At 74.3% G+C, this 19,076-nt stretch carries 15 protein-coding genes and 1 pseudogene; 7 read left to right on the top strand and 9 right to left on the bottom strand.

Annotated elements, in window-relative coordinates; translation table 11 throughout:
- Positions 1–7 precede the first annotated feature (7 nt).
- From SYYSPA8_RS18660 to SYYSPA8_RS18640, 5 genes are all read right to left on the bottom strand, one after another.
- Positions 8–1,222 (bottom strand): acetylornithine transaminase, encoded by a 1,215-nt coding sequence (locus SYYSPA8_RS18660; RefSeq protein WP_323448346.1) that lies wholly within the window; start codon positions 1,220–1,222, stop codon positions 8–10.
- Positions 1,219–2,136, bottom strand: a complete 918-nt coding sequence (gene argB, locus SYYSPA8_RS18655) for an acetylglutamate kinase (RefSeq protein ID WP_323448345.1) — start codon at positions 2,134–2,136, stop codon at positions 1,219–1,221. Before argB ends, SYYSPA8_RS18660 begins: the two co-directional genes overlap by 4 nt.
- Positions 2,133–3,284, bottom strand: a complete 1,152-nt coding sequence (argJ, locus tag SYYSPA8_RS18650) for a bifunctional glutamate N-acetyltransferase/amino-acid acetyltransferase ArgJ (RefSeq protein WP_323448344.1) — start codon at positions 3,282–3,284, stop codon at positions 2,133–2,135. The genes argB and argJ overlap by 4 nt, the downstream gene beginning before the upstream one ends.
- A gap of 53 nt (positions 3,285–3,337) precedes the next feature.
- Positions 3,338–4,366: an N-acetyl-gamma-glutamyl-phosphate reductase gene (argC, locus tag SYYSPA8_RS18645; RefSeq protein WP_323448514.1), complete on the bottom strand. Its 1,029-nt coding sequence runs from the start codon at positions 4,364–4,366 to the stop codon at positions 3,338–3,340.
- Between the two features lie 223 nt (positions 4,367–4,589).
- Entirely contained in the window at positions 4,590–5,555 is a 966-nt protein-coding gene (locus SYYSPA8_RS18640; RefSeq protein WP_323448343.1) for an alpha/beta hydrolase, read from the bottom strand.
- A 660-nt stretch (positions 5,556–6,215) separates the two neighbouring features.
- Here SYYSPA8_RS18640 and SYYSPA8_RS18635 point away from each other — a divergent pair.
- Positions 6,216–7,397: an MAB_1171c family putative transporter gene (locus SYYSPA8_RS18635; protein WP_323448342.1), complete on the top strand. Its 1,182-nt coding sequence runs from the start codon at positions 6,216–6,218 to the stop codon at positions 7,395–7,397.
- A gap of 161 nt (positions 7,398–7,558) precedes the next feature.
- Complete coding sequence (locus SYYSPA8_RS18630) at positions 7,559–9,022, top strand: FAD-dependent monooxygenase (protein ID WP_323448341.1); 1,464 nt, start codon at positions 7,559–7,561, stop codon at positions 9,020–9,022.
- Between the two features lie 85 nt (positions 9,023–9,107).
- Here SYYSPA8_RS18630 and SYYSPA8_RS18625 read toward each other — a convergent pair whose 3' ends face one another.
- Positions 9,108–11,327 (bottom strand): NADP-dependent isocitrate dehydrogenase, encoded by a 2,220-nt coding sequence (locus SYYSPA8_RS18625; protein WP_323448340.1) that lies wholly within the window; start codon positions 11,325–11,327, stop codon positions 9,108–9,110.
- 329 nt (positions 11,328–11,656) lie between these two features.
- Between SYYSPA8_RS18625 and SYYSPA8_RS18620 the strand changes: the two genes are divergently transcribed.
- Positions 11,657–12,112 (top strand): carboxymuconolactone decarboxylase family protein, encoded by a 456-nt coding sequence (locus tag SYYSPA8_RS18620; protein WP_323448339.1) that lies wholly within the window; start codon positions 11,657–11,659, stop codon positions 12,110–12,112.
- A 64-nt stretch (positions 12,113–12,176) separates the two neighbouring features.
- Here the strand turns inward: SYYSPA8_RS18620 and SYYSPA8_RS18615 are convergent, their stop codons facing one another.
- Positions 12,177–13,436 (bottom strand): MFS transporter, encoded by a 1,260-nt coding sequence (locus SYYSPA8_RS18615; RefSeq protein WP_323448338.1) that lies wholly within the window; start codon positions 13,434–13,436, stop codon positions 12,177–12,179.
- Positions 13,437–13,448: 12 nt separating this feature from the next.
- Here SYYSPA8_RS18615 and SYYSPA8_RS18610 point away from each other — a divergent pair.
- Positions 13,449–13,964, top strand: a pseudogene (locus tag SYYSPA8_RS18610) (CGNR zinc finger domain-containing protein); the annotation flags it as partial.
- Between the two features lie 62 nt (positions 13,965–14,026).
- Here the strand turns inward: SYYSPA8_RS18610 and SYYSPA8_RS18605 are convergent.
- On the bottom strand, positions 14,027–15,466 hold the full coding sequence (locus SYYSPA8_RS18605) for an aminotransferase-like domain-containing protein (RefSeq protein WP_323448337.1): 1,440 nt from the start codon (positions 15,464–15,466) through the stop codon (positions 14,027–14,029).
- Here SYYSPA8_RS18605 and SYYSPA8_RS18600 point away from each other — a divergent pair.
- Positions 15,465–16,412: a DMT family transporter gene (locus SYYSPA8_RS18600; RefSeq protein WP_323448336.1), complete on the top strand. Its 948-nt coding sequence runs from the start codon at positions 15,465–15,467 to the stop codon at positions 16,410–16,412. The genes SYYSPA8_RS18605 and SYYSPA8_RS18600 overlap by 2 nt on opposite strands.
- Positions 16,413–16,561: 149 nt before the next feature.
- A complete protein-coding gene (locus SYYSPA8_RS18595; protein ID WP_323448335.1) occupies positions 16,562–16,753 on the top strand; it encodes a DUF1918 domain-containing protein in 192 nt (63 codons plus the stop codon).
- Between the two features lie 17 nt (positions 16,754–16,770).
- Here SYYSPA8_RS18595 and SYYSPA8_RS18590 read toward each other — a convergent pair whose 3' ends face one another.
- Complete coding sequence (locus SYYSPA8_RS18590; RefSeq protein ID WP_456115167.1) at positions 16,771–18,012, bottom strand: glycoside hydrolase family 10 protein; 1,242 nt, start codon at positions 18,010–18,012, stop codon at positions 16,771–16,773.
- A 170-nt stretch (positions 18,013–18,182) separates the two neighbouring features.
- On the opposite strand from SYYSPA8_RS18590, the gene SYYSPA8_RS18585 reads away from it, so the two are divergent.
- Positions 18,183–19,043: a 3-hydroxybutyryl-CoA dehydrogenase gene (locus tag SYYSPA8_RS18585; protein WP_323448333.1), complete on the top strand. Its 861-nt coding sequence runs from the start codon at positions 18,183–18,185 to the stop codon at positions 19,041–19,043.
- Positions 19,044–19,076 lie beyond the last annotated feature (33 nt).

The raw sequence follows: 19,076 nt of genomic DNA, 5'->3' as shown, positions 1-19,076 counted from the left end.
CGTCGTCTCATTCTCCGGTATGTCCATCCCTGTCCCGCGGGCGGGCCGCGTCGAGCAGTCCGGGCAGGGCCTGGAGGAACGCGTCCACCTCGGCCTCACCGACGACCAGCGGCGGAATCAGCCGTACGACGTCGGGGGCCGGGGCGTTCACCAGGAAGCCGGCGCTCTGGGCCGCGATCCGCACCTGCGGCGCAACGGGCTCGTTGAGCACGATACCCAGCATCAGGCCCGCGCCACGGACATGGGAGACCAGCGGGTGCCCGGCGCCGTCCCCGAGGCCCTCCACGCCGTCCCGGATCCGCTCCCCCAGGCGCTTGACCCGGTCGAGCAGCCCGTCGGCCTCGATGGTCGCGAGGACGGCGAGTCCCGCCGCGCAGGCCACGGGGTTGCCGCCGAAGGTGGAGGCGTGGTGACCGGCCCGCATCAGCTCCGCCGCCGGCCCGAAGGCGATGGCCGCGCCCAGCGGCAGCCCGCCGCCGAGGCCCTTGGCCAGGGTGACGACATCGGCCTCGACGCCCTCGCCCTGGGCGGCGAACCAGTGGCCCGTGCGCCCGATGCCGGTCTGCACCTCGTCCAGGACGAGCAGGGTCCCGGTCGCCTCGGTGATCTCGCGGGCCGCCCGCAGATACCCCTTGGGCGGCATGATCACACCGCTCTCGCCCTGGAGCGGTTCCAGGACCACGAGGGCGGTGTCGGTGGTGACGGCGGCCCGCAGCGCCTCGACGTCCCCGTACGGCACATGGGTGACCTCGCCCGGCAGCGGCAGGAACGGCGTCTGCTTGGCGGGCTGGCCGGTGAGGGCGAGCGCGCCCATGGTGCGGCCGTGGAAGCCGCCCTGCGCGGCGACGATCCCCGGCCGGCCCGTCAGCCGGCCGATCTTGAAGGCGGTCTCGTTGGCCTCGGCGCCGGAGTTGCAGAAGAAGACCCGGCCGGGCCGTCCGGCCAGCTCGATCAGCCGTTCCGCGAGGGCGACCGTCGGCTCGGCGGTGTACAGGTTGGAGACATGGCCCAGGGAGGCGATCTGCCGGGTGACGGCCTCGACCACGGCGGGGTGGCCGTGGCCCAGCGCGTTCACCGCGAGACCGCTGACGAAGTCGGTGTACGTGGTGCCGTCGGCGTCCCACAGGGTCGCGCCCTCGCCGCGGACGAGGGAGAGCTCGGGGGTGCCGTAGCTGTCCATCATCACGCCCTGCCAGCGCCGGGCGATCTCCTGGTTGGTCATGACGTCCCCTCGGATTCGGACGGCGCGTCCGGCACGACCATCGTGCCCACACCGTCATCGGTGAAGATCTCCAGCAGGATCGAGTGCGGTACCCGGCCGTCGATGACGCGGGCGGTGTTCACGCCGTTGCGGACGGCGTGCAGGCACCCCTCCATCTTGGGCACCATGCCGCTGGAGAGGTCGGGCAGCAGCTTCTCCAGCTGCCGCGCGGTGAGCCGGGAGATCACCTCGTCGCTGTGGGGCCAGTCCTCGTAGAGCCCTTCGACGTCGGTGAGGACCATGAGCGTCTCCGCGCCCAGCGCGGCAGCGAGTGCCGCAGCCGCCGTATCAGCATTGACGTTGTAGACATGGCCGTCGTCCTCCGCGCGGGCGATGGAGGAGACCACGGGGATGCGGCCGTCCTCCAGCAGCGCCGTGACGGCGCCGGTGTCGATCCTGGTGATCTCGCCGACCCGGCCGATGTCGACCGGTTCGCCGTCGATGAACGGGCGGTGCCGGACGGCGGTGATCGTGTGGGCGTCCTCGCCGGTCAGTCCGACGGCGAGCGGCCCGTGCTGGTTGAGCAGCCCCACCAGCTCGCGCTGGACCTGCCCGGCGAGCACCATCCGGACGACGTCCATCGCCTCGTCGGTGGTCACCCGAAGGCCCGCCCGGAACTCGCTGACCAGGCCGTGCCGCTCCAGCTGGGCGCTGATCTGGGGGCCGCCGCCGTGCACGACGACCGGCTTGAGGCCGGCGTGGTGGAGGAAGACGACGTCCTGGGCGAAGGCGGCCTTCAGCTCCTCGTCCACCATGGCGTTGCCGCCGAACTTGATGACGACGGTCCGGCCGTGATGGCGGGTCAGCCAGGGCAGGGCCTCGATGAGGATGCGGGCCTTGGGGAGCGCGGTGTGCTTGCGCGTCGATGTGCTCATGAGCTGTACGCGCTGTTCTCGTGGACGTAGTCGGCGGTGAGGTCGTTGGCCCAGATGACGGCGGAGTGGGTGCCGGCGTCGAGGTCGGCGGTGATCCGTACCTCACGGAACCGCATGTCGACGAGGTCGCGGTCGTCACCGACGCTGCCGCCGCGGCAGACCCAGACCCCGTTGATGGCGACGTTGAGCCGGTCCGGGTCGAAGGCGGCGGAGGTGGTGCCGATCGCGGACAGCACCCGGCCCCAGTTGGGGTCCTCGCCGTGGATGGCGCACTTGAGGAGGTTGTTGCGGGCGATGGAGCGGCCGACCTCGACCGCGTCGTCCTCGCTCGCCGCGTGCACGACCTCGATCCGGATGTCCTTGGACGCGCCCTCGGCGTCCCCGATCAGCTGGCGGGCGAGGTCGTCGCAGACCTCGCGGACGGCCTCGGTGAAGTCGGCGTGGTCGGGCACGGTGCCGGACGCCCCGGAGGCCAGCAGCAGCACGGTGTCATTGGTGGACATGCAGCCGTCGGAGTCGACCCGGTCGAACGTGGTGCGGACCGCTTCGCGCACCGCCTTGTCCAGGGCGGCGGCGTCCACGTCGGCGTCGGTGGTCAGGACGACGAGCATGGTGGCGAGGCCGGGGGCGAGCATGCCCGCGCCCTTGGCCATGCCGCCGACCGTCCAGCCGTCCCGCTCGCGCACGGCGGTCTTGTGCACGGTGTCCGTGGTCTTGATGGCGATGGCGGCCTTCTCGCCGCCGTGCGGGGACAGCTCCCCGGCGGCCCGCCCGATGCCCGGGAGCAGCTTCTCCATCGGGAGGTACGTGCCGATCAGCCCGGTGGACGCCACCGCGACCTCGGCGGCGCTGTGGCCCAGGACCTCAGCGACCCGCTCGGCGGTGGCGTGGGTGTCCTGGAAGCCCCGGGGGCCGGTGCAGGCGTTCGCGCCGCCCGAGTTGAGGACGACCGCCGAGACCTCGCCGCCGCGCAGCACCTGCTGCGACCAGAGCACCGGCGCCGCCTTGACCCGGTTGGACGTGAACACCCCCGCCGCCGCGCGGCGCGGGCCCTCGTTGACCACCAGGGCCAGGTCCGGATTGCCGTTCTCCTTGATCCCGGCGGCGATGCCCGCCGCCGTGAACCCCTTCGCGGCCGTGACCGTCATCTCTTCTCTCTCTCCTGCTCTCTTCGGTCGGTGGTGTCCGGCGGGCCGGCGGTTCAGGGCGCGAGGCCGACCCGGGGCAGACCGGTGGTCTCGGGGAGGCCGAGGGCCAGGTTCATGCTCTGGATCGCGCCGCCGGCGGTGCCCTTGGTCAGGTTGTCGATCGCGCTGATCGCGATCACCCGGCCCGCCGACTCGTCCAGTACGACCTGCACCTGCGCGGTGTTCGAGCCGGTGACCGCCCCGGTCGCGGGCCAGCTGCCCGGCGGCAGCAGCCGCACGAACGGCTCCTCCGCGTACGCCTTCTCGTACGCCGCGCGGACCTCGGCGGCCCCGGTCCCCGGCCGGGCCTTGGCCGAGCAGGTCGCCAGGATGCCGCGCGGCATCGGCGCGAGCGTGGGGGTGAACGACACCGAGACCGGCTCGCCCGCCACGGCGGAGAGGTTCTGCGCGATCTCCGGGGTGTGCCGGTGGCCGCCGCCGACGCCGTACGGGCTCATCGAGCCCATCACCTCGGAGCCCAGCAGGTGCGGCTTGGCCGCCTTGCCCGCGCCCGAGGTGCCCGACGCGGCGGTGACGACGATCTCCGGCTCGACGAGCCCGGCGGCCAGCGCGGGGAAGAGGGCCAGCGACACGGCCGTCGGATAGCAGCCGGGGACGGCGATCCGGCGGGTGCCCGCGAGCGCGTCCCGCGCGCCCGGCAGCTCCGGCAGCCCGTACGGCCAGATCCCGGCGTGCGGCGAACCGTAGAACCGCTCCCACGCGGCCGCGTCCCGCAGCCGGAAGTCGGCGCCCAGGTCGATGACGAGCACATCGGGGCCGAGCCGCTCCGCGACCGCGGCGGACTGGCCGTGCGGCAGCGCCAGGAAGACCACGTCGTGCCCGGCCAGCGCCTCGGGCGTGGTCGGCTCCAGGACGCGCTCGGCGACCGGCGCGAGATGGGGCTGGACGGTGCCCAGCGTCTCCCCCGCCTGTGAATGCGCGGTCAGCGCGCCCAGCTCGACCCCGGGGTGCCCGAGCAGCAGCCGTACCGCCTCGCCCCCCGCGTACCCACTGGCACCCGCCACCGCCACCCGTACCGTCATGGCCACCTCCCGATTCATGGCATGACTATACGCAGGTCCGCAGTTTTATACAATGATGGGCGGGTGGCCGCCCGGGGGACGGCACAGTGATCACACGGTACGGCGCGGCGGACCGCTCCGTACATCGCGGGACGGATCACACGGATCGCACCGGTGCCTCATACGGATCGCACCGGCGCCCCGCGCGCTCCGTCACGCGCCGGACCGTGTGCGGGGGGCGGTGTCATACGTCGCGGGACTCCGGCCGGGGGCTCCGGTCGGAGACGATCCGGGCGATGTTGGCGAGCGAGAGGGAGCGGGGCCGGAGGTAGTCGGCGTGCCCGGCGCGGCCGGCGTCGAAGACGCGGGCCCCGAAGGCGCCGGAGACGGGATCGGTGCCGAATCCGACGGTGGCGAAGGGGAGGTCGAGGGTGGTGTGGGGGACGGCGGCGATCCAGTCCGCCGCGCCCCGGCCGGCCCAGACGGTGGCCGGGGTGCGGAGCTGGTCGCTGTGGTCGGCTCCGGTGCCGGGGCTCCCGTACAGCACCAGATGGGCGGCGGGCAGTCCGGGCGCGGCCGAGGCGCAGACCACCGTGCCGTACGAGTGGCACGCCAGCGAGATCCGGGCGGCCGGCACGGCGCGGGCCAGGTCGCGGACGAACGCGCGCAGCGCGGGGGCGCCCCGTTCGGCGTGCTCGCGGGTGAGGGTGCCGGGGCTCACGGTGGCGGGGGTCCGGTAGCCGAGCCAGGCGACGACGGCGGAGCGGGCGGGCAGCGCGCGCCCGAGGGCGGCGGCGTCCCGGTGGAACCGGCCGTAGGTGTCGAGGCTGGTGTCGGCGCCGGGGACGAGGACGGCGACGCGTTCGGCGCGGGCGAGGTCCCCGACGACCTCGGCGGTGCGGCCGCCGTCCCGGCCGTCGAAGGTGAGGAAGGTGCGCTCCGGTGCGGCGAGTTCCCGCAGGGTCCGGGCGCGGCGGTGGTCGCCGTGGCCGGCGGCCGCGCGCTCCGCGGCCCGGATGCCGGTGCGGACGGCGCCGTAGCGGGCGTCGAGCGCGGCGGGGGTCGCACGCTCCAGTGGGGTGAGCGGGGCGGGCGCCGGTGCGGGTACGGCGGCGGGGCCGGCCGCGGCGGCCACGGGCAGCGCGACCGACGCGGTGAGCAGCGCGGCGAGCAGGGCGCGCAGCGGGTGGCGGCGGGGGCGGTGCGGCATGGCGGGAGTCCTTCCGTACCAGGGGTGTCCGGCGGTGGCCCGTGGTGGCCGGTGGCCGGTGGCCGGTGGCCGGTGGCCGGTGCGCGGGCGTCGCACGGCGGGGGCGGTCGGTGGACGGCCCCCGGCGCGCGGTGTCGTCCGGTGCGCCGGTGGTGAAGCGGTGCGCCGGTGCGCCGGTGGTGCGTCGGGGTGTCCGATGTCGAACCTAGGCTGCGGTGCCTGTCGTTCTCGTCCCGCTGGAGAGCCCATCCCGGGGGTAGCTCTCCGGTATGACGGGGAGGAGGCCGGGCCGGGGCGGGGCAGGGGCGGGGTACGGCGGCACTGACCGGTTGGTCAGGCTCCGATGGGATCCCGTCCCGGACGCCGGACGTCGGTGACGACCGGCAAGAACAAGGACTAATGTTCGAGCAGGGGCGAGGACGGGACCGGATGGGTCGTCACGGGGGAAACCGGAAAGGTCCGTTCGCCGACGGCGGAGCAGTGAACGCTACGGGGAGAGCACGGTGTCCGGAGAGCTGACCACCTGTCGACACATACACCCCGAGTACGGCACCGGCCCCGCCGGCGCCACCCGGGCGAGGGGCACACGGCCGGGGGGAGCACCCCCTCGCCGCGCTGCCGCCCTGCCGCCGCCACGGCGCAGAGCCGCCCGGGGCTGAGATGTCCGATCTCAGCTTCTACGTCCCCGCCGCCCTGGGCACCGCCGCCTTCCTGCTGCGGCTGCCCGCGCTGCTGCGCAACCCCCGCGATCCGATGCTGCGCGCCGTCGTGGTGCTGCTGGCGACGGCCACGGGGGTCTTCTTCTTCGGGGCGATCCCCACGATCGAGGCGGTCAACCGGCTCACGGGCGTCCCCAACGCGGCCGCGCCGCTGGTGTACTCGATCCTGACGGCGTTCTGCGGCGCGTGCGTCGTCCTGCTGATCAACTGGCGCGGCGGCACCCCCGAGGCCATCAGCCGCGCCACCCGCTGGTGCCTCGCCGCCTACGGCCTGATCATCGTCGCGCTGCTGACGCTCTTCGCCCTCGGGGACACCCCCGTCGAGCGCACGCGCGACCTCGACACGTACTACGCCGACACCCCCTTCATCCGCGAGATGATCGTCCTCTATCTGCTGACCCACTCGGTGTCCGCGCTGGTGATGACGTTCCTGTGCTGGCGCTGGTCGCGCGATGTCACCGGTGTGCTGCGGACCGGGCTGCTGCTCATGGTGTACGGGTATCTGCTGACCGTCCTGTACGACGTGGCCAAGTTCGCCGCGCTCGGGGCCCGCTGGGCGGGCGAGGACTGGGACGGCCTCAGCACGCACGCGGCCCGTCCGCTGGTCTCGGCGGCCTCCTTCTTCATCGCCTTCGGGATCGGGATGCCCCTGGTGGTGCAGCGGCTCGAAGGCCCCCGGCGGGACTGGCTCCGCTACCGTCGGCTCGGTCCGCTGTGGCGGCTGCTGCGGGGCGTCGCCCAGGGCGGGGGCCGGGGCCGGTCGTCGCCGCTCGCGGGCGCCGGGATCCGGCTGCTCCAGCGGGAGCGCGACATCCATGACGCGCTGCTCACCCTGAACCCGTACTTCGACTTCGCGGTACGGGCGCGGACGGTGGCCCGGGGGGTCGCCGCCGGGATCCCGCCGCCCGAGGCGGAGGCACGCGCCGAGGCCGCGATGGTGGTGGCCGCGCTGGACGCCTTCCGCGCCGATCCCGGGCACAGCGTCATCGCCGCGTCCCGTGCGCTCCAGGAGGGTCTCGGCGACGAGTCCCGCGACCTCGTACGGGTCTCCCTCGCCCTGCACGGCATGCTCCGGGGGGAGGCCGGGCCGTCCCTGTTCCAGCGGGCGGGGATCCGTTCGTGACCGCGCCGCCGCCGACTCCGCGCACGGCACGCGCAGCACCCGCACCGCTCGTGGCACGCGCAACACCCGCACCGCTCGCAGCACCCGTACCGCTCATGCGTTCCGCTCGTACCGCTCATGCGTTCCGCACCGTTGGCCCGTACGCACCGGGAGAGCCGTTGATGACAGAGACCGATACGTTTCCCGCGTCCGCCACGGCCGTACGGGCCGCGGGGGCGGTACGGGCCGTCGTCGTCGGCGGCGGGCTGGCGGGGATGCTGGCGGTGGCGGCGCTGCGGGAGGCGGCCGGGGAGATCCTGGTGGTGGAGCCGGACGAGCTGCCCGCCGGGGCCGCGCCCCGCCGGGGACTCCCCCAGGCCGACCACGTCCATCTGCTGTGGAGCGGCGGGGTCGACGCGGCGGAGTCCCTGCTGCCCGGTGTCACGGACGCCTGGCTGGCGGCGGGCGCGCGGCGGATACCCGTACCGACGGACGTCCTCGCACTCAGCTCCCAGGGCTGGATGCGGCGGTGGGAGCGCGACAGCCACTATCTGATCGCCTGTAGCCGGGACCTGCTGGACGCGGTGGTGCGGCGGCGGGTGCTCGGACCCGGCGGCGGACACGGCGGGGGTGTGACGGTCGTCGGCGGCGCCCGGGTCGTGGGCCTGCTGGGCGACGCCCGGCGGGTCACCGGCGTCGTCGTGCGGCACAACGACGGCAGCGAGGAGAAGGTCGAGGCCGACTTCGTGGTCGACGCGAGCGGCCGCTCCTCCCGGACCCCGCGCCATCTGGCGGAGCTGGGGGCGGGACCGGTGCCCGAACGGGTGGTGGACGCCGGTCTGGTGTACGCGAGCCGGCGCTTCCGGGCCCCGGCCGGCGCCGGCCGCTTCCCCGTCGTCAGCGTCAGCGCGGACGCCCGCTGCGGCCGGCCGGGGCAGAGCGCGAACCTGCTGCCGATCGAGAACGGCCAGTGGCTGGTGACGGCCTCCGGCACCCGGGGCGGCGAACCCGGGCGGACGGCCGAGGAGTTCGAACCGTTCCTCCGGTCGCTGCGCCACCCCATCATCGCGGACCTGACGGCGGACCTGGAGCCGCTGAGCGGGGTGACGGTCAACCGCAGCACCCGCAATCTGCGCCACTACTACGAGAAGGCCAGGATCTGGCCGGAGCGGTTCGTGGTCCTCGGGGACGCGGTCGCCGTCTACAACCCGCTGTACGGGCACGGCATGGCGGTCGCCGCCCAGGGCGCGGCGGCGCTGCGCGGCCGGCTCGCGGCCGGGGGGATCACCGCGCCCCGGCTGGCCCGGCGGGTCCAGCGCGACGTCGCACGGCATGTGACGCCCGCGTGGTCCATGGCGACCGGGCAGGACGTCTTCTACCCGGGGGCGACGGGCGGCCCGCCCGGCTCGGTGGACCGGCTGGCCGCCCGGTACACGGACCGGATGCTGCGGACGGCTGCGGGGAGCTATCTGGTGATGCGGAAGTTCACCGACGTCACCGCGTTGCACGCGCCGCTGCACCGGCTGATGGGGCCGACGGCGGTGCTGGGGACGGCGCTGGGGCCCCGGCGGCCGCCGCTGAGCGGGCCGCCGCTGACCCCCGGGGAGCGGGCGCTGCTGCGGGACACTCCGGGCGTCCGCCGCTGACGGAGGGCTTTTCACGCCGACGCGCCCCCGGCCCGGGGGACGATGCCACCGGCCCGGGGGCGCGGACGGTACGGGCCTTGGGGCGTCAGCCCAGCTTGGCCAGCGCCTCGTTGAACGTCGCCGACGGACGCATCACGGCGGACGCCTTGGCCGCGTCGGGCTGGAAGTAGCCACCGATCTCGACCGGGCCGCCCTGCACGGCGATCAGCTCGTCGACGATGGTCCGCTCCTGCTCCGCGAGCGTGGCGGCCAGCTCCGTGAACGACTGCGCCAGCTCGGCGTCGTCGCTCTGGCCGGCCAGCTCCTGCGCCCAATACAGGGCGAGGTAGAAGTGGCTGCCGCGGTTGTCGATGCCACCGAGGCGACGGCTGGGCGACTTGTCCTCGTTGAGGAAGGTCGCCGTGGCGCGGTCGAGGGTGTCCGCCAGTACCTGGGCGCGGGCGTTGCCGGTGGTCTGGGCCAGGTGCTCGAAGCTGACCGCGAGGGCCAGGAACTCGCCCAGGCTGTCCCAGCGCAGGTAGTTCTCCTTGACCAGCTGCTGGACGTGCTTGGGCGCGGAGCCGCCGGCGCCGGTCTCGAACAGCCCGCCGCCGTTCATCAGCGGGACGACCGACAGCATCTTGGCGCTGGTGCCCAGCTCCAGGATCGGGAAGAGGTCGGTCAGGTAGTCACGCAGGACGTTGCCGGTGACGGAGATGGTGTTCTCGCCGCGGCGGATGCGCTCGACGGACAGCTTCGTCGCCTCGACCGGGGAGAGGATCCGGATGTCCAGGCCCTCGGCGTCGAACTCCGGCAGGTACGCCTGCACCTTCTCGATGAGCCGCGCGTCGTGGGCGCGGGTCCCGTCCAGCCAGAACACCGCCGGGTCGCCGGTGGCACGGGCGCGGGTCACCGCCAGCTTGACCCAGTCCTTGATGGGGGCGTCCTTGGTCTGGCAGGCGCGGAAGATGTCGCCCTCGGCGACCGGCTGCTCCAGCAGGACGGTGCCCTCGGCGTCGACCACGCGCACGGTACCGGCGGCGGCGATCTCGAAGGTCTTGTCGTGGGAGCCGTACTCCTCGGCCTTCTGCGCCATCAGACCCACGTTGGGGACCGAGCCCATGGTGGACGGGTCGTACGCGCCGTGGGCGCGGCAGTCCTCGATGACGGCCTGGTAGACCCCGGCGTAGCTGCTGTCCGGGATGACGGCGACGGTGTCGGCCTCCTGGCCGTCCGGGCCCCACATGTGACCGGAGGTGCGGATCATGGCGGGCATGGAGGCGTCCACGATGACATCGCTCGGGACGTGCAGGTTGGTGATGCCCCGGTCGGAGTCGACCATCGCGAGCGCCGGCCCCTCGGCCAGCTCGGCGTCGAAGGACGCCTTGATCGCGGCGCCGTCGGCGAGGGCGTCCAGACCCTTGAGGATGCCACCGAGCCCGTCGTTGGGGCTCAGGCCGGCGGCGGCCAGCGCCGCGCCGTGCTCGGCGAAGGTCTTCGGGAAGAAGGCGCGGACCACATGGCCGAAGATGATCGGGTCGGAGACCTTCATCATGGTGGCCTTGAGGTGGACGGAGAAGAGCACGCCCTCGGCCTTGGCGCGGGCGACCTGGGCGGCCAGGAACTCGCGCAGCACGGCGACGCGCAGCACGGAGGCGTCGACGACCTCGCCGGCGAGGACCGGGACGGACTCGCGCAGCACGGTGGTGCTGCCGTCGTCCCCGGCCAGCTCGATCCGGAGCGAGCCCGCCTCGGTGATCACCACGGACTTCTCGGTGGAGCGGAAGTCGTCGCCGGTCATGTGGGCGACGTTCGTCCGGGAGTCGGCCGTCCACGCGCCCATGCGGTGCGGGTGGGTCCTGGCGTAGTTCTTGACCGACGCAGGGGCGCGGCGGTCGGAGTTGCCCTCGCGCAGCACCGGGTTCACGGCGCTGCCCTTGACCTTGTCGTAGCGGGCGCGGATGTCGCGCTCCTCGTCGGTCTTCGGGTCGTCCGGGTAGTCCGGCAGCGCGTAGCCCTGCGACTGCAACTCGGCGACGGCGGCCTTGAGCTGCGGGATGGACGCCGAGATGTTCGGCAGCTTGATGATGTTGGCGCCGGGGGTCTTGGCCAGCTCGCCCAGCTCGGCGAGGGCGTCGTCGATGCGCTGGCTCTCCTCCAGACGCTCGGGGAAGCTCGCGATGATCCGGCCCGCGAGGGAGATGTCCCGGGTCTCCACCCGCACCCCGGCCGTCGAGGCGTAGGCCTCGACCACCGGCAGGAACGAGTGGGTGGCCAGGGCAGGGGCCTCGTCGGTGTGCGTATAGATGATGGTCGAGTCAGTCACCGGTGCTCCGCTCCACGTCTGCAACATTGCTCGACATCAAGATATCTCGTCGGGGCGCCCCGGCCGAAAGGGCCCTCCTCGCGGGGGCCCGTCCCGGGGGGAAAGCGGAAGCGGCGTCCGATACCGCCTGCGGAATCCCGTCCGGAAAACGGCGGCGGGGACGGGGCGCGGGCCGGGACGGCCCGGCTCGGGGCGCCGCGAAAAAACATCCGGCAGTCATGTCACACTCCGGCGGCCTGGTCTGTCGGACAGGTGTCGGGCGGCTCGCACCACCGGCACCCAGGACAGCGACGACAGCACAGACTCCACAGACTCCGAGGAGCGGGACCATGCAGGCACGCATCAAGAACCCGGCCGCGATCTTCCCGACCGTCTACCCGGCGATCCAGCAGATCCTGGCGGCGGTCCACGAGGGAGGCGTACCGGAGACCACGCTGCACCTCGTCCACCACCGGGCCAGCCAGATCAACGGGTGCAGCTTCTGCGTCGTCGGCGGCCTGCCGGGGGCGAAGAAGGCGGGGCTGACCGACGAGCAGCTGCACGCCGTCACCGCCTGGCGGGACGCCCCCGGCTTCACCGAAGCGGAGCGCGCGGCATTGGAGCTGGCCGAGGCCGTGACCCGGCTGAACGACCGTTCGGACCCGGTGCCGGACACGGTCTGGGACGCGGCGGCGGAGCACTACGACGAGAAGCAGCTCGCGACGATCGTGCTGTACGTGGGCCTGACCAACCTCTTCAACCGGGTGAACGTGGCGACCCGGCAGGTCGCCGGCCCGACCTGGTAGCGGGCGGGGACGGCCGGAGACCGCGGTCCGCCCGCGACGGGGGTGCGGGCGGGCCGGAGACCGATCAGCGGCGCCCCGTACGGAGCGCCGCCCCCACCGCCGCCGCCAGCAGCTGTGTCCCCGCGGCGGCCAGCAGTGCGCCGGGCAGTGAGTGGAGCGCCAGGGGGCCGCCGGTGGCCGCGCCCGTCGCGAAGCCGGTGAGTTTCAGGCTGGCGCCGGTGGTGAAGACCTGGGCGCGCAGCCGGGCGGGGGCCTCCCGGTGGCGGATCGCGAAGACGGCGGTGAGCTGGGGTCCTTCGGCGAGGCCGAGCAGGGCGGCGGTGGCGGCGAGCAGCCAGGGGCCGCCCGGGGCGCCGAGTGCGGCGACCGCCGCGAGGGTGCAGCCGGTGGCGAGTACGAGGGGGCTCACCGCGAGTACCGCGTCGGGGCGGGACAGGAGTGCGGGGCGGCGGGCGGCGAGGGTGGTGGCGGTGAGGGCGGCGACGCCCACGGCGGCGAGCAGCAGCACGCCCTGGCCCGGGCCGCCGAGGAGCCGGGTGCCCAGGAGGGGGACGGCGGCGACGAGCATCCCTTCGGCGGTGCAGGAGACGGTGGTGACGGCGGTCGCCCGCGCCAGGGCACGGTTCCGGGCGAGGATCCGGAATCCGTCGGCCGTCTCCCGGAGCACGGCCCGGAGGGGGACGGCGGCCCGGCGGCACTTCCCCGGTCGCCGGGCCGTCGCCGTGGGCACCTCCCGGTGGGCGGTGATCATGGCCGGGCGGAGCGCGGGCCCGCCCCGCGCGGCCGGTGGGAGGCCGAGGGCGATCGGGAGGGCGCAGGCCATCAGGGTCGCGGCCAGGGTGACGGCGGTGGCCGCGCCCGCAAGGTGGGCGAGGGTGCCGGCGAGGGCCGGGCCCGCGAGGCCGGCGAGGGTGAAGGTCATCGCGTCCAGGGCGTTCGAGCGGGGCAGCCGGGTGGCCGGGACCAGGGTGGGGAGCCGGGAGGTCCAGCCGCCGGAGAGCGCGGGGCCCAGCAGCCCGGCGGCCGTCGCGATCAGCAGGGTCCAGCCGTGGGGGATCCGTCCGAGCCCGGCGGCGAGCACCGCGAGGGCCCCGGCGTGGGCGCCGATCGCCCAGGCCAGCAGCCGGCCGGGGCGGGCCGACCGGTCGAGCAGGGCCCCGATGAGCGGCCCGCCGGCCGCCGCCGCGACGGTGGCCGCCGCCAGCAGGGACGAACCCGCCGCCGCCGACCCGGTGGCCGCGAGGCCCGCGAGCAGCAGGGCGGGCCCGGACATCTCGTCGCCGGTACGGGCGGCCAGCGCCCCCAGCACGTAACGCTTCAGCACCCACAGCACGTTATGCGGGTAACTCAATCATTCACCAGATGCGTTACCGTCACGCAGGTGACCAACCGGCTCTCGGTCCGGTCCGCCGCCGGGCGGACCGTGGCCCTCGTCAACGTCCTCACCGGCCCGGACCCTTCGGCGGACGCCGTCGCCGCGGTGCTGCGGGAGCACGGCGAGAAGGTGCCCACCGCCCTGTCTCCCGAGGAGCTGGCCGGGCTGCGGCTCTCCGCCGCCGCGCTGCGGCCCGTCTTCGCGGCCGGGACGGTGGACGCGGCCGCCGCCCGGCTCAACGAACTCCTTGCGCTCACCGCCGGGCCGCTGCGGCTCACCGCGCACGGGGGCACCACCGCCTGGCATCCGCATCTTGACCGGGACGACGACGCCCCCTGGGGCGAGTGGCTGCTCGCGTCGGCGGCGCTGGCGCTGACCGTGCTGGTCTGGGACCGGCAGCGGCCGCCCGGCGGGCTGTGCGCCTCGTCCTCCTGCGGGCAGGTCTTCCTCGTCCTGGGCAGCGGGCCCGAGCGGCGGTACTGCTCGCGGCGGTGCGCCACCCGGGAGCGGGTCGCCGCCCACCGGATGCGCCGGCGGGCTCAGCCCAGGGTCTCGTCCGCCGCCGTGCGGAGCCTGCGTACGCCCTCGGCGATCTCCGATGCGCCCGTCACCCCGGCGAAGCTGAGCCGGACGTACCCGGCGGGCGGCTCCGCGCAGTAGTAGGGCCGGCCGGGCGCCACGGCGACCCCCGCGCGCAGGGCGGCGGCGACGAAGGCGCTCTCGTCCGCTCCGTCGGGCAGCCGCGTCCACAGGTGGAAGCCGCCGGCCGGGATGTACGGGAGGGAGAGTTCGGGCAGCCGCAGCCGCAGTGCGGCGGCCATGGCCTCGCGCCGGCTCCGCAGTTCGCCGGCGACGGACCGCAGATGCCGGGTCCAGGCGGGTGCGCCCACCAGTTCCAGGGCGGCTTCCTGGAGGGGCCGGGGGACGAAGAAGTTGTCGACGACGTGGATCGCGCGCAGCCGTTCCAGTACGGGGCCCCGGGCCGCGAGGACGCCCACCCGCAGACTGGGCGAGGTGATCTTGGTGAGGGAGCTGACGTGCACGACGACGCCGTCGGGGTCCTCGGCGGCGAGCGGGGCGGGCAGCGGGCCCGCGTCCTCGTGGACCAGCCGCCGGGCGAAGTCGTCCTCGACCACGAAGGCCCCGGCCGCGCGGGCGATCCGCAGCACCTCGGGGCGGCGCGGCGCGGAGAGCACCGTACCGGTCGGGTTGTGGAAGAGCGGCTGGCAGACGAAGACCCGGGCGCCGGTGGCGCGGAAGGCATCGGCGAGGAGTTCGGGGCGGACCCCGTCGGCGTCCACGGGGACCGGCACGGGGCGCAGCCCGGCGGCGCGGGCGATGGCGAGCATGCCGGGGTAGGTGGGCGACTCCACGAGGACGGGCGCTCCGGGCGGGGCCAGGGCCCGCAGGGCGCAGGTCAGGGCGGACTGGCCGCCTGCGGTGACCAGGACGTCGGCGGCTGTGACGGGGCCGCCGACGCCCCGGGCGAACCAGGCGCGCAGTTCGGGCAGGCCGTCGGTGGGGGGCCGGCCCCAGGCGCCGGGGCGGCGTCCGGCGCGGGCGAGCGCGGCCGCGAGGGCCTGTTCGGGGCGGAGCGCCGCGGGCAGGTAGCCGCCGTTGAACTCGGTCACGCCCGGTGGCGGGGCGGCGAGGGTGACGAGGACCCCGGCGGCGTCGACGGAGCGGGGCACCTGGTCGGCGGCGGATTCGGCGGAGAGGGCGATCTCCTGCCAGGAGGTGTCGCCGGGCGGGGGTCCGTCCGTGGCCCGGGGCAGCGCGCGGTAGGCGCCGGCGCCGGGGCGGGTGACGACCAGGCCTTCGGCGGTGAGCTGGGCCAGTGCCCGGGAGACGGTGACCGGGGAGACCCGGTGGCGTTCCACCAGCGTCCGGCTCGATGGCAGTTTCTCACCGGGTGAGTAGCGGCTCAGCTCTCGTTTCAGTTCGCTGGCCAGTTCGGCGACGCTGGTACGCTCGTGCATGACAGCACAGAATAGCGCTACTCGCTCCACCACGATAGCGGTCGACCTCAGCGGCAAGGGTGTCGGCGGCCCGGGCGGCCCGCCTCCGCCGGCCACCACCGGCACCCTGCTCGCCGCCCTGGGCGTGGTCGCCTTCTCGCTCACCTTCCCGGCGACCGTGTGGGGTCTCGACTCCTTCGGCCCCTGGTCGCTGGCGGCGGTCCGCAGCGTGCTCGCCGCGCTCATCGCGGGCGGCTTCCTGCTGGCCCTGCGGGTGCCGCTGCCCGAGCGCCGCCACTTCGGCCCCCTCGCCGTGGTCGCCGGGGGCGTCGTCGTGGGCTTCCCGCTGCTGACCACGCTGGCGCTGGAGACGACCACCTCCTCGCACGCGGCCGTCGTGGTGGGGCTGCTGCCGCTGACCACCGCGGCCTTCGCGGCGGTCCGCACCGGCCGCCGCCCCTCCCGGACCTTCTGGGCCGCCGCCCTCGCCGGTGCCGCCGCCGTGGTCGCGTTCACCGTCGCGGAGAGCGGCGGCTCGCTCAAGGCCGGCGATCTCTATCTCTTCGGGGCGCTGCTGGTCTGCGCGGCCGGGTACACGGAGGGCGGGCGGCTGGCCGCCCATATGCCCGGCTGGCAGGTGATCGGCTGGGCTCTGGTGTTCTGTCTGCCGCTGGGGGTCACGGGCGCCGCCGTCGCGCTGAGCCTGGAGCCCGTGGAGCCGACCGCACGCGGGGTGAGCGGTCTGGTCTGGGTCGCCGCCGTCTCCCAGTTCGCCGGGCTCTACGTCTGGTACCGGGGCATGGCCCTGATCGGCATCGCGCGGGCGAGCCAGCTCCAGCTGGCGCAGCCGCTGCTCACCCTGGTGTGGTCGGTGGCGCTGCTGGGCGAGGGGCTCTCCCCGGCGGCGCCCCTGGCGGCGGTCGCCGTCCTGGTCTGCATCGCGGTGACCCAGCGGGCGCGCAGTTGAGCCACGCGGCGGACAGGGGCGGACGGAGGCGGACGGGGACATATGGGGACAGACGGGGCGCGCGTCGCGGGCGCGGGCGACCGCCCCGGCCGTAGACTCGATGCACGGACACTTTGCCGAGCGGCACGGATCCGAGGAGGTCTCTCCCGATGCGAGCGAGCGTGGGCGACAGACTGCTGGTGCACGGCAGGACCGTGGGCCAGCACGACCGGATCGCCGAAGTCATCGAGGTGCTGGGCCCGGAGGGCTCTCCCCCGTTCCGCGTCCGTTTCGAGGACGGGCACGAGACGGTGATGTCCCCCGGACCCGACTGCGTGATCAGGCCGCACGAGCCGGCCTGATCCCGGACGGAGGACTCTCAGCGCGGCGGTCTCGCCGGGGCCTGGTAGTGGTCGGCCACCACCCGCGCCATCGCCCCGTTCCGGTCGACGCCGACCTCCTTCGCGGAGAAGTAGCAGTGGCCGCGCACCGCGCCGTACCCCTTCGCGAGGGTCAGGTGCCGCGACAGCTCCGCCGGGTCCTGCCAGGGCGCGGGCTGCGCCGGGTCGCCGGCCTTGTAGAGCGCCTCGCCGATGAAGAGGTCCACGCCGGTGCCCGAGACCAGCTCGTCCCACCAGGGCAGCAGCTTGGCGTAGTCGGCGGCGGCGAAGCCGATGTTCCAGTAGATCTGCGGGACGACCTGGTCGATCCACCCGTTCAGGACCCATGAGCGGGTGTCGGCGTAGAGGTCGTCGTACGTCTGGACCCCGGCGCGGGTGTCCGAGCCCAGGGGGTCGGTGGCCCGGTTGCGCCAGACCCCGAAGGGGCTGATCCCGAAGGCCGTCCCCGGCCGGACGGTCTTGATCCGCTGCCCGATGTCCCGGACCAGCCGGTCCGTGTTGTCGCGCCGCCAGGCCGCCCGGTCCGCGAAGCCTCCCCCGTACCGCGCGAAGGCGGCGGCGTCGTCGAAGGTCTGGCCCGCCACCGGGTACGGATAGAAGTAGTCGTCAAAGTGGACGGCGTCGACCGGATAGCGGCGGACGGCGTCCAGCATCGCGTCCTGGACGAAGGCCCGGACCTCCGGCAGCCCGGGGTTGTAGTACATCCTGCCGCCGTACGTCACGATCCACTCGGGGTGCAGCCGCGCCGGGTGGCTCGCCACCAGCCGGGTCGGGTCCGCGTGGGTGGCGACCCGGTACGGGTTGAACCAGGCGTGCAGCTCCAGGCCCCGCGCGTGGGCCTCCCGGACGGCGGTGCCCAGCGGGTCCCACCCCGGGTCCCGCCCCTGCGTCCCGGTCAGATACTGCGACCAGGGCTCGTGGGGCGAGGGCCAGAACGCGTCGGCGGTCGGCCGCACCTGGAACACGACCGCGTTCAGCCGCCGGGCGACGGCGGTGTCGAGGTGCGCGATCAGCTCCGCGCGCTGCTGGGCGGCGGTCAGCCCGGTGCGCGATGGCCAGTCGCGGTTGGTGACCGTCGCCAGCCACATCCCCCGGAATTCCCGGCAGGAGCGGCGCCCCCGCCTCCGTTCCCGCTCTCCCGCGCTCGCCTCCCCGGCGACCGTGGCGGCGGCCAGCGCCCCCGCCACCGCCGAGAACGTTCTTCTCCCCATATGTGTCATATGCCACCCCGGTTCCGACGGTCCTCCAGGTCAGCATGCCCGCCCGGGGCCCCGTCCACCGGCCCGGTCGGAGTAACGTCGGAGAATCGGCCGGTTCCGGAAGATCCCGTGGACCGCGCCGCCGGACCTTCAGTAACTGGATCAGCGAAAGGCACGAGGTGACGGACTCAATGGCCGACATTGCACGCGTCGGAGTGGTGGGCTGTGGCCAGATGGGCGCGGGCATCGCGGAGGTGTGCGCCCGCAGCGGGCTGGCGGTGATGGTCGCCGAGACCACCGGCGAGGCGTTGGAGATCGGCCGGACCCGGCTGCTCAACTCCCTGGCCAAGGCCGCCGAACGCGGCAAGATCACCGAGGAGGAGCGGGACGCCGCCCTGGAGCGGCTCAGCTTCACCACCGATCTCGGAGAGTTCGCCGACCGCGATCTCGTCATTGAGGCCGTCGTGGAGAACGAGCAGGTCAAGACGGAGATCTTCCAGGTGCTCGACCAGGTCGTCACCCGGCAGGACGCCATCCTCGCCTCCAACACCTCCTCCATCCCGCTGGTGAAGCTGGCCGTCGCGACCTCCCGGCCGGACCAGGTCATCGGCATCCACTTCTTCAACCCCGCCCCGGTGCAGAAGCTGGTCGAGCTGATCCCGGCGCTCACCACCTCCGAGGAGACCGTCAAGCGCGCGGAGGCGGTCGTCGAGCAGATCCTCGGCAAGCACGCCATCCGGGCCCAGGACCGCTCGGGCTTCGTGGTGAACGCGCTGCTCATCCCCTACCTCCTCGCCGCGATCCGGATGTTCGAGTCGGGCATCGCCAGCCGCGAGGACATCGACAACGGCATGGAGCTGGGCTGCGCCCACCCGATGGGTCCGCTGAAGCTGGCGGATCTGATCGGCCTGGACACGGTCGCCTCGGTCGCGGATTCGATGTACACCGAGTTCAAGGAGCCGCTGTACGCCGCTCCGCCGCTGCTCCAGCGGATGGTGGACGCGGGGCGCCTGGGCCGCAAGACCGGCTCGGGCTTCTACCCGTACGCCTGAGCCTGCCCCCGGGTCGTCCGCCCGGGTGCGGCA

The sequence above is a fragment of the Streptomyces yaizuensis genome (assembly GCF_034961445.1).
Classification (GTDB): Bacteria; Actinomycetota; Actinomycetes; order Streptomycetales; family Streptomycetaceae; genus Streptomyces; species Streptomyces yaizuensis.
Note: the sequence above shows the minus strand (reverse complement) of the source record. Positions and strands in the feature narration are given on the sequence as shown.

Excerpts from the sequence above, each read along its gene's own strand:
- SYYSPA8_RS18660 (WP_323448346.1), bottom strand. The coding sequence starts at position 1,222 with ATGACCAACCAGGAGATCGCCCGGCGCTGGCAGGGCGTGATGATGGAC.
- argB (WP_323448345.1), bottom strand. The coding sequence starts at position 2,136 with ATGAGCACATCGACGCGCAAGCACACCGCGCTCCCCAAGGCCCGCATC.
- argJ (WP_323448344.1), bottom strand. The coding sequence starts at position 3,284 with ATGACGGTCACGGCCGCGAAGGGGTTCACGGCGGCGGGCATCGCCGCC.
- argC (WP_323448514.1), bottom strand. The coding sequence starts at position 4,366 with ATGACGGTACGGGTGGCGGTGGCGGGTGCCAGTGGGTACGCGGGGGGC.
- SYYSPA8_RS18640 (WP_323448343.1), bottom strand. The coding sequence starts at position 5,555 with ATGCCGCACCGCCCCCGCCGCCACCCGCTGCGCGCCCTGCTCGCCGCG.
- SYYSPA8_RS18635 (WP_323448342.1), top strand. The coding sequence starts at position 6,216 with ATGTCCGATCTCAGCTTCTACGTCCCCGCCGCCCTGGGCACCGCCGCC.
- SYYSPA8_RS18630 (WP_323448341.1), top strand. The coding sequence starts at position 7,559 with ATGACAGAGACCGATACGTTTCCCGCGTCCGCCACGGCCGTACGGGCC.
- SYYSPA8_RS18620 (WP_323448339.1), top strand. The coding sequence starts at position 11,657 with ATGCAGGCACGCATCAAGAACCCGGCCGCGATCTTCCCGACCGTCTAC.
- SYYSPA8_RS18600 (WP_323448336.1), top strand. The coding sequence starts at position 15,465 with ATGACAGCACAGAATAGCGCTACTCGCTCCACCACGATAGCGGTCGAC.
- SYYSPA8_RS18605 (WP_323448337.1), bottom strand. The coding sequence starts at position 15,466 with ATGCACGAGCGTACCAGCGTCGCCGAACTGGCCAGCGAACTGAAACGA.
- SYYSPA8_RS18595 (WP_323448335.1), top strand. The coding sequence starts at position 16,562 with ATGCGAGCGAGCGTGGGCGACAGACTGCTGGTGCACGGCAGGACCGTG.
- SYYSPA8_RS18590 (WP_456115167.1), bottom strand. The coding sequence starts at position 18,012 with ATGACACATATGGGGAGAAGAACGTTCTCGGCGGTGGCGGGGGCGCTG.
- SYYSPA8_RS18585 (WP_323448333.1), top strand. The coding sequence starts at position 18,183 with ATGGCCGACATTGCACGCGTCGGAGTGGTGGGCTGTGGCCAGATGGGC.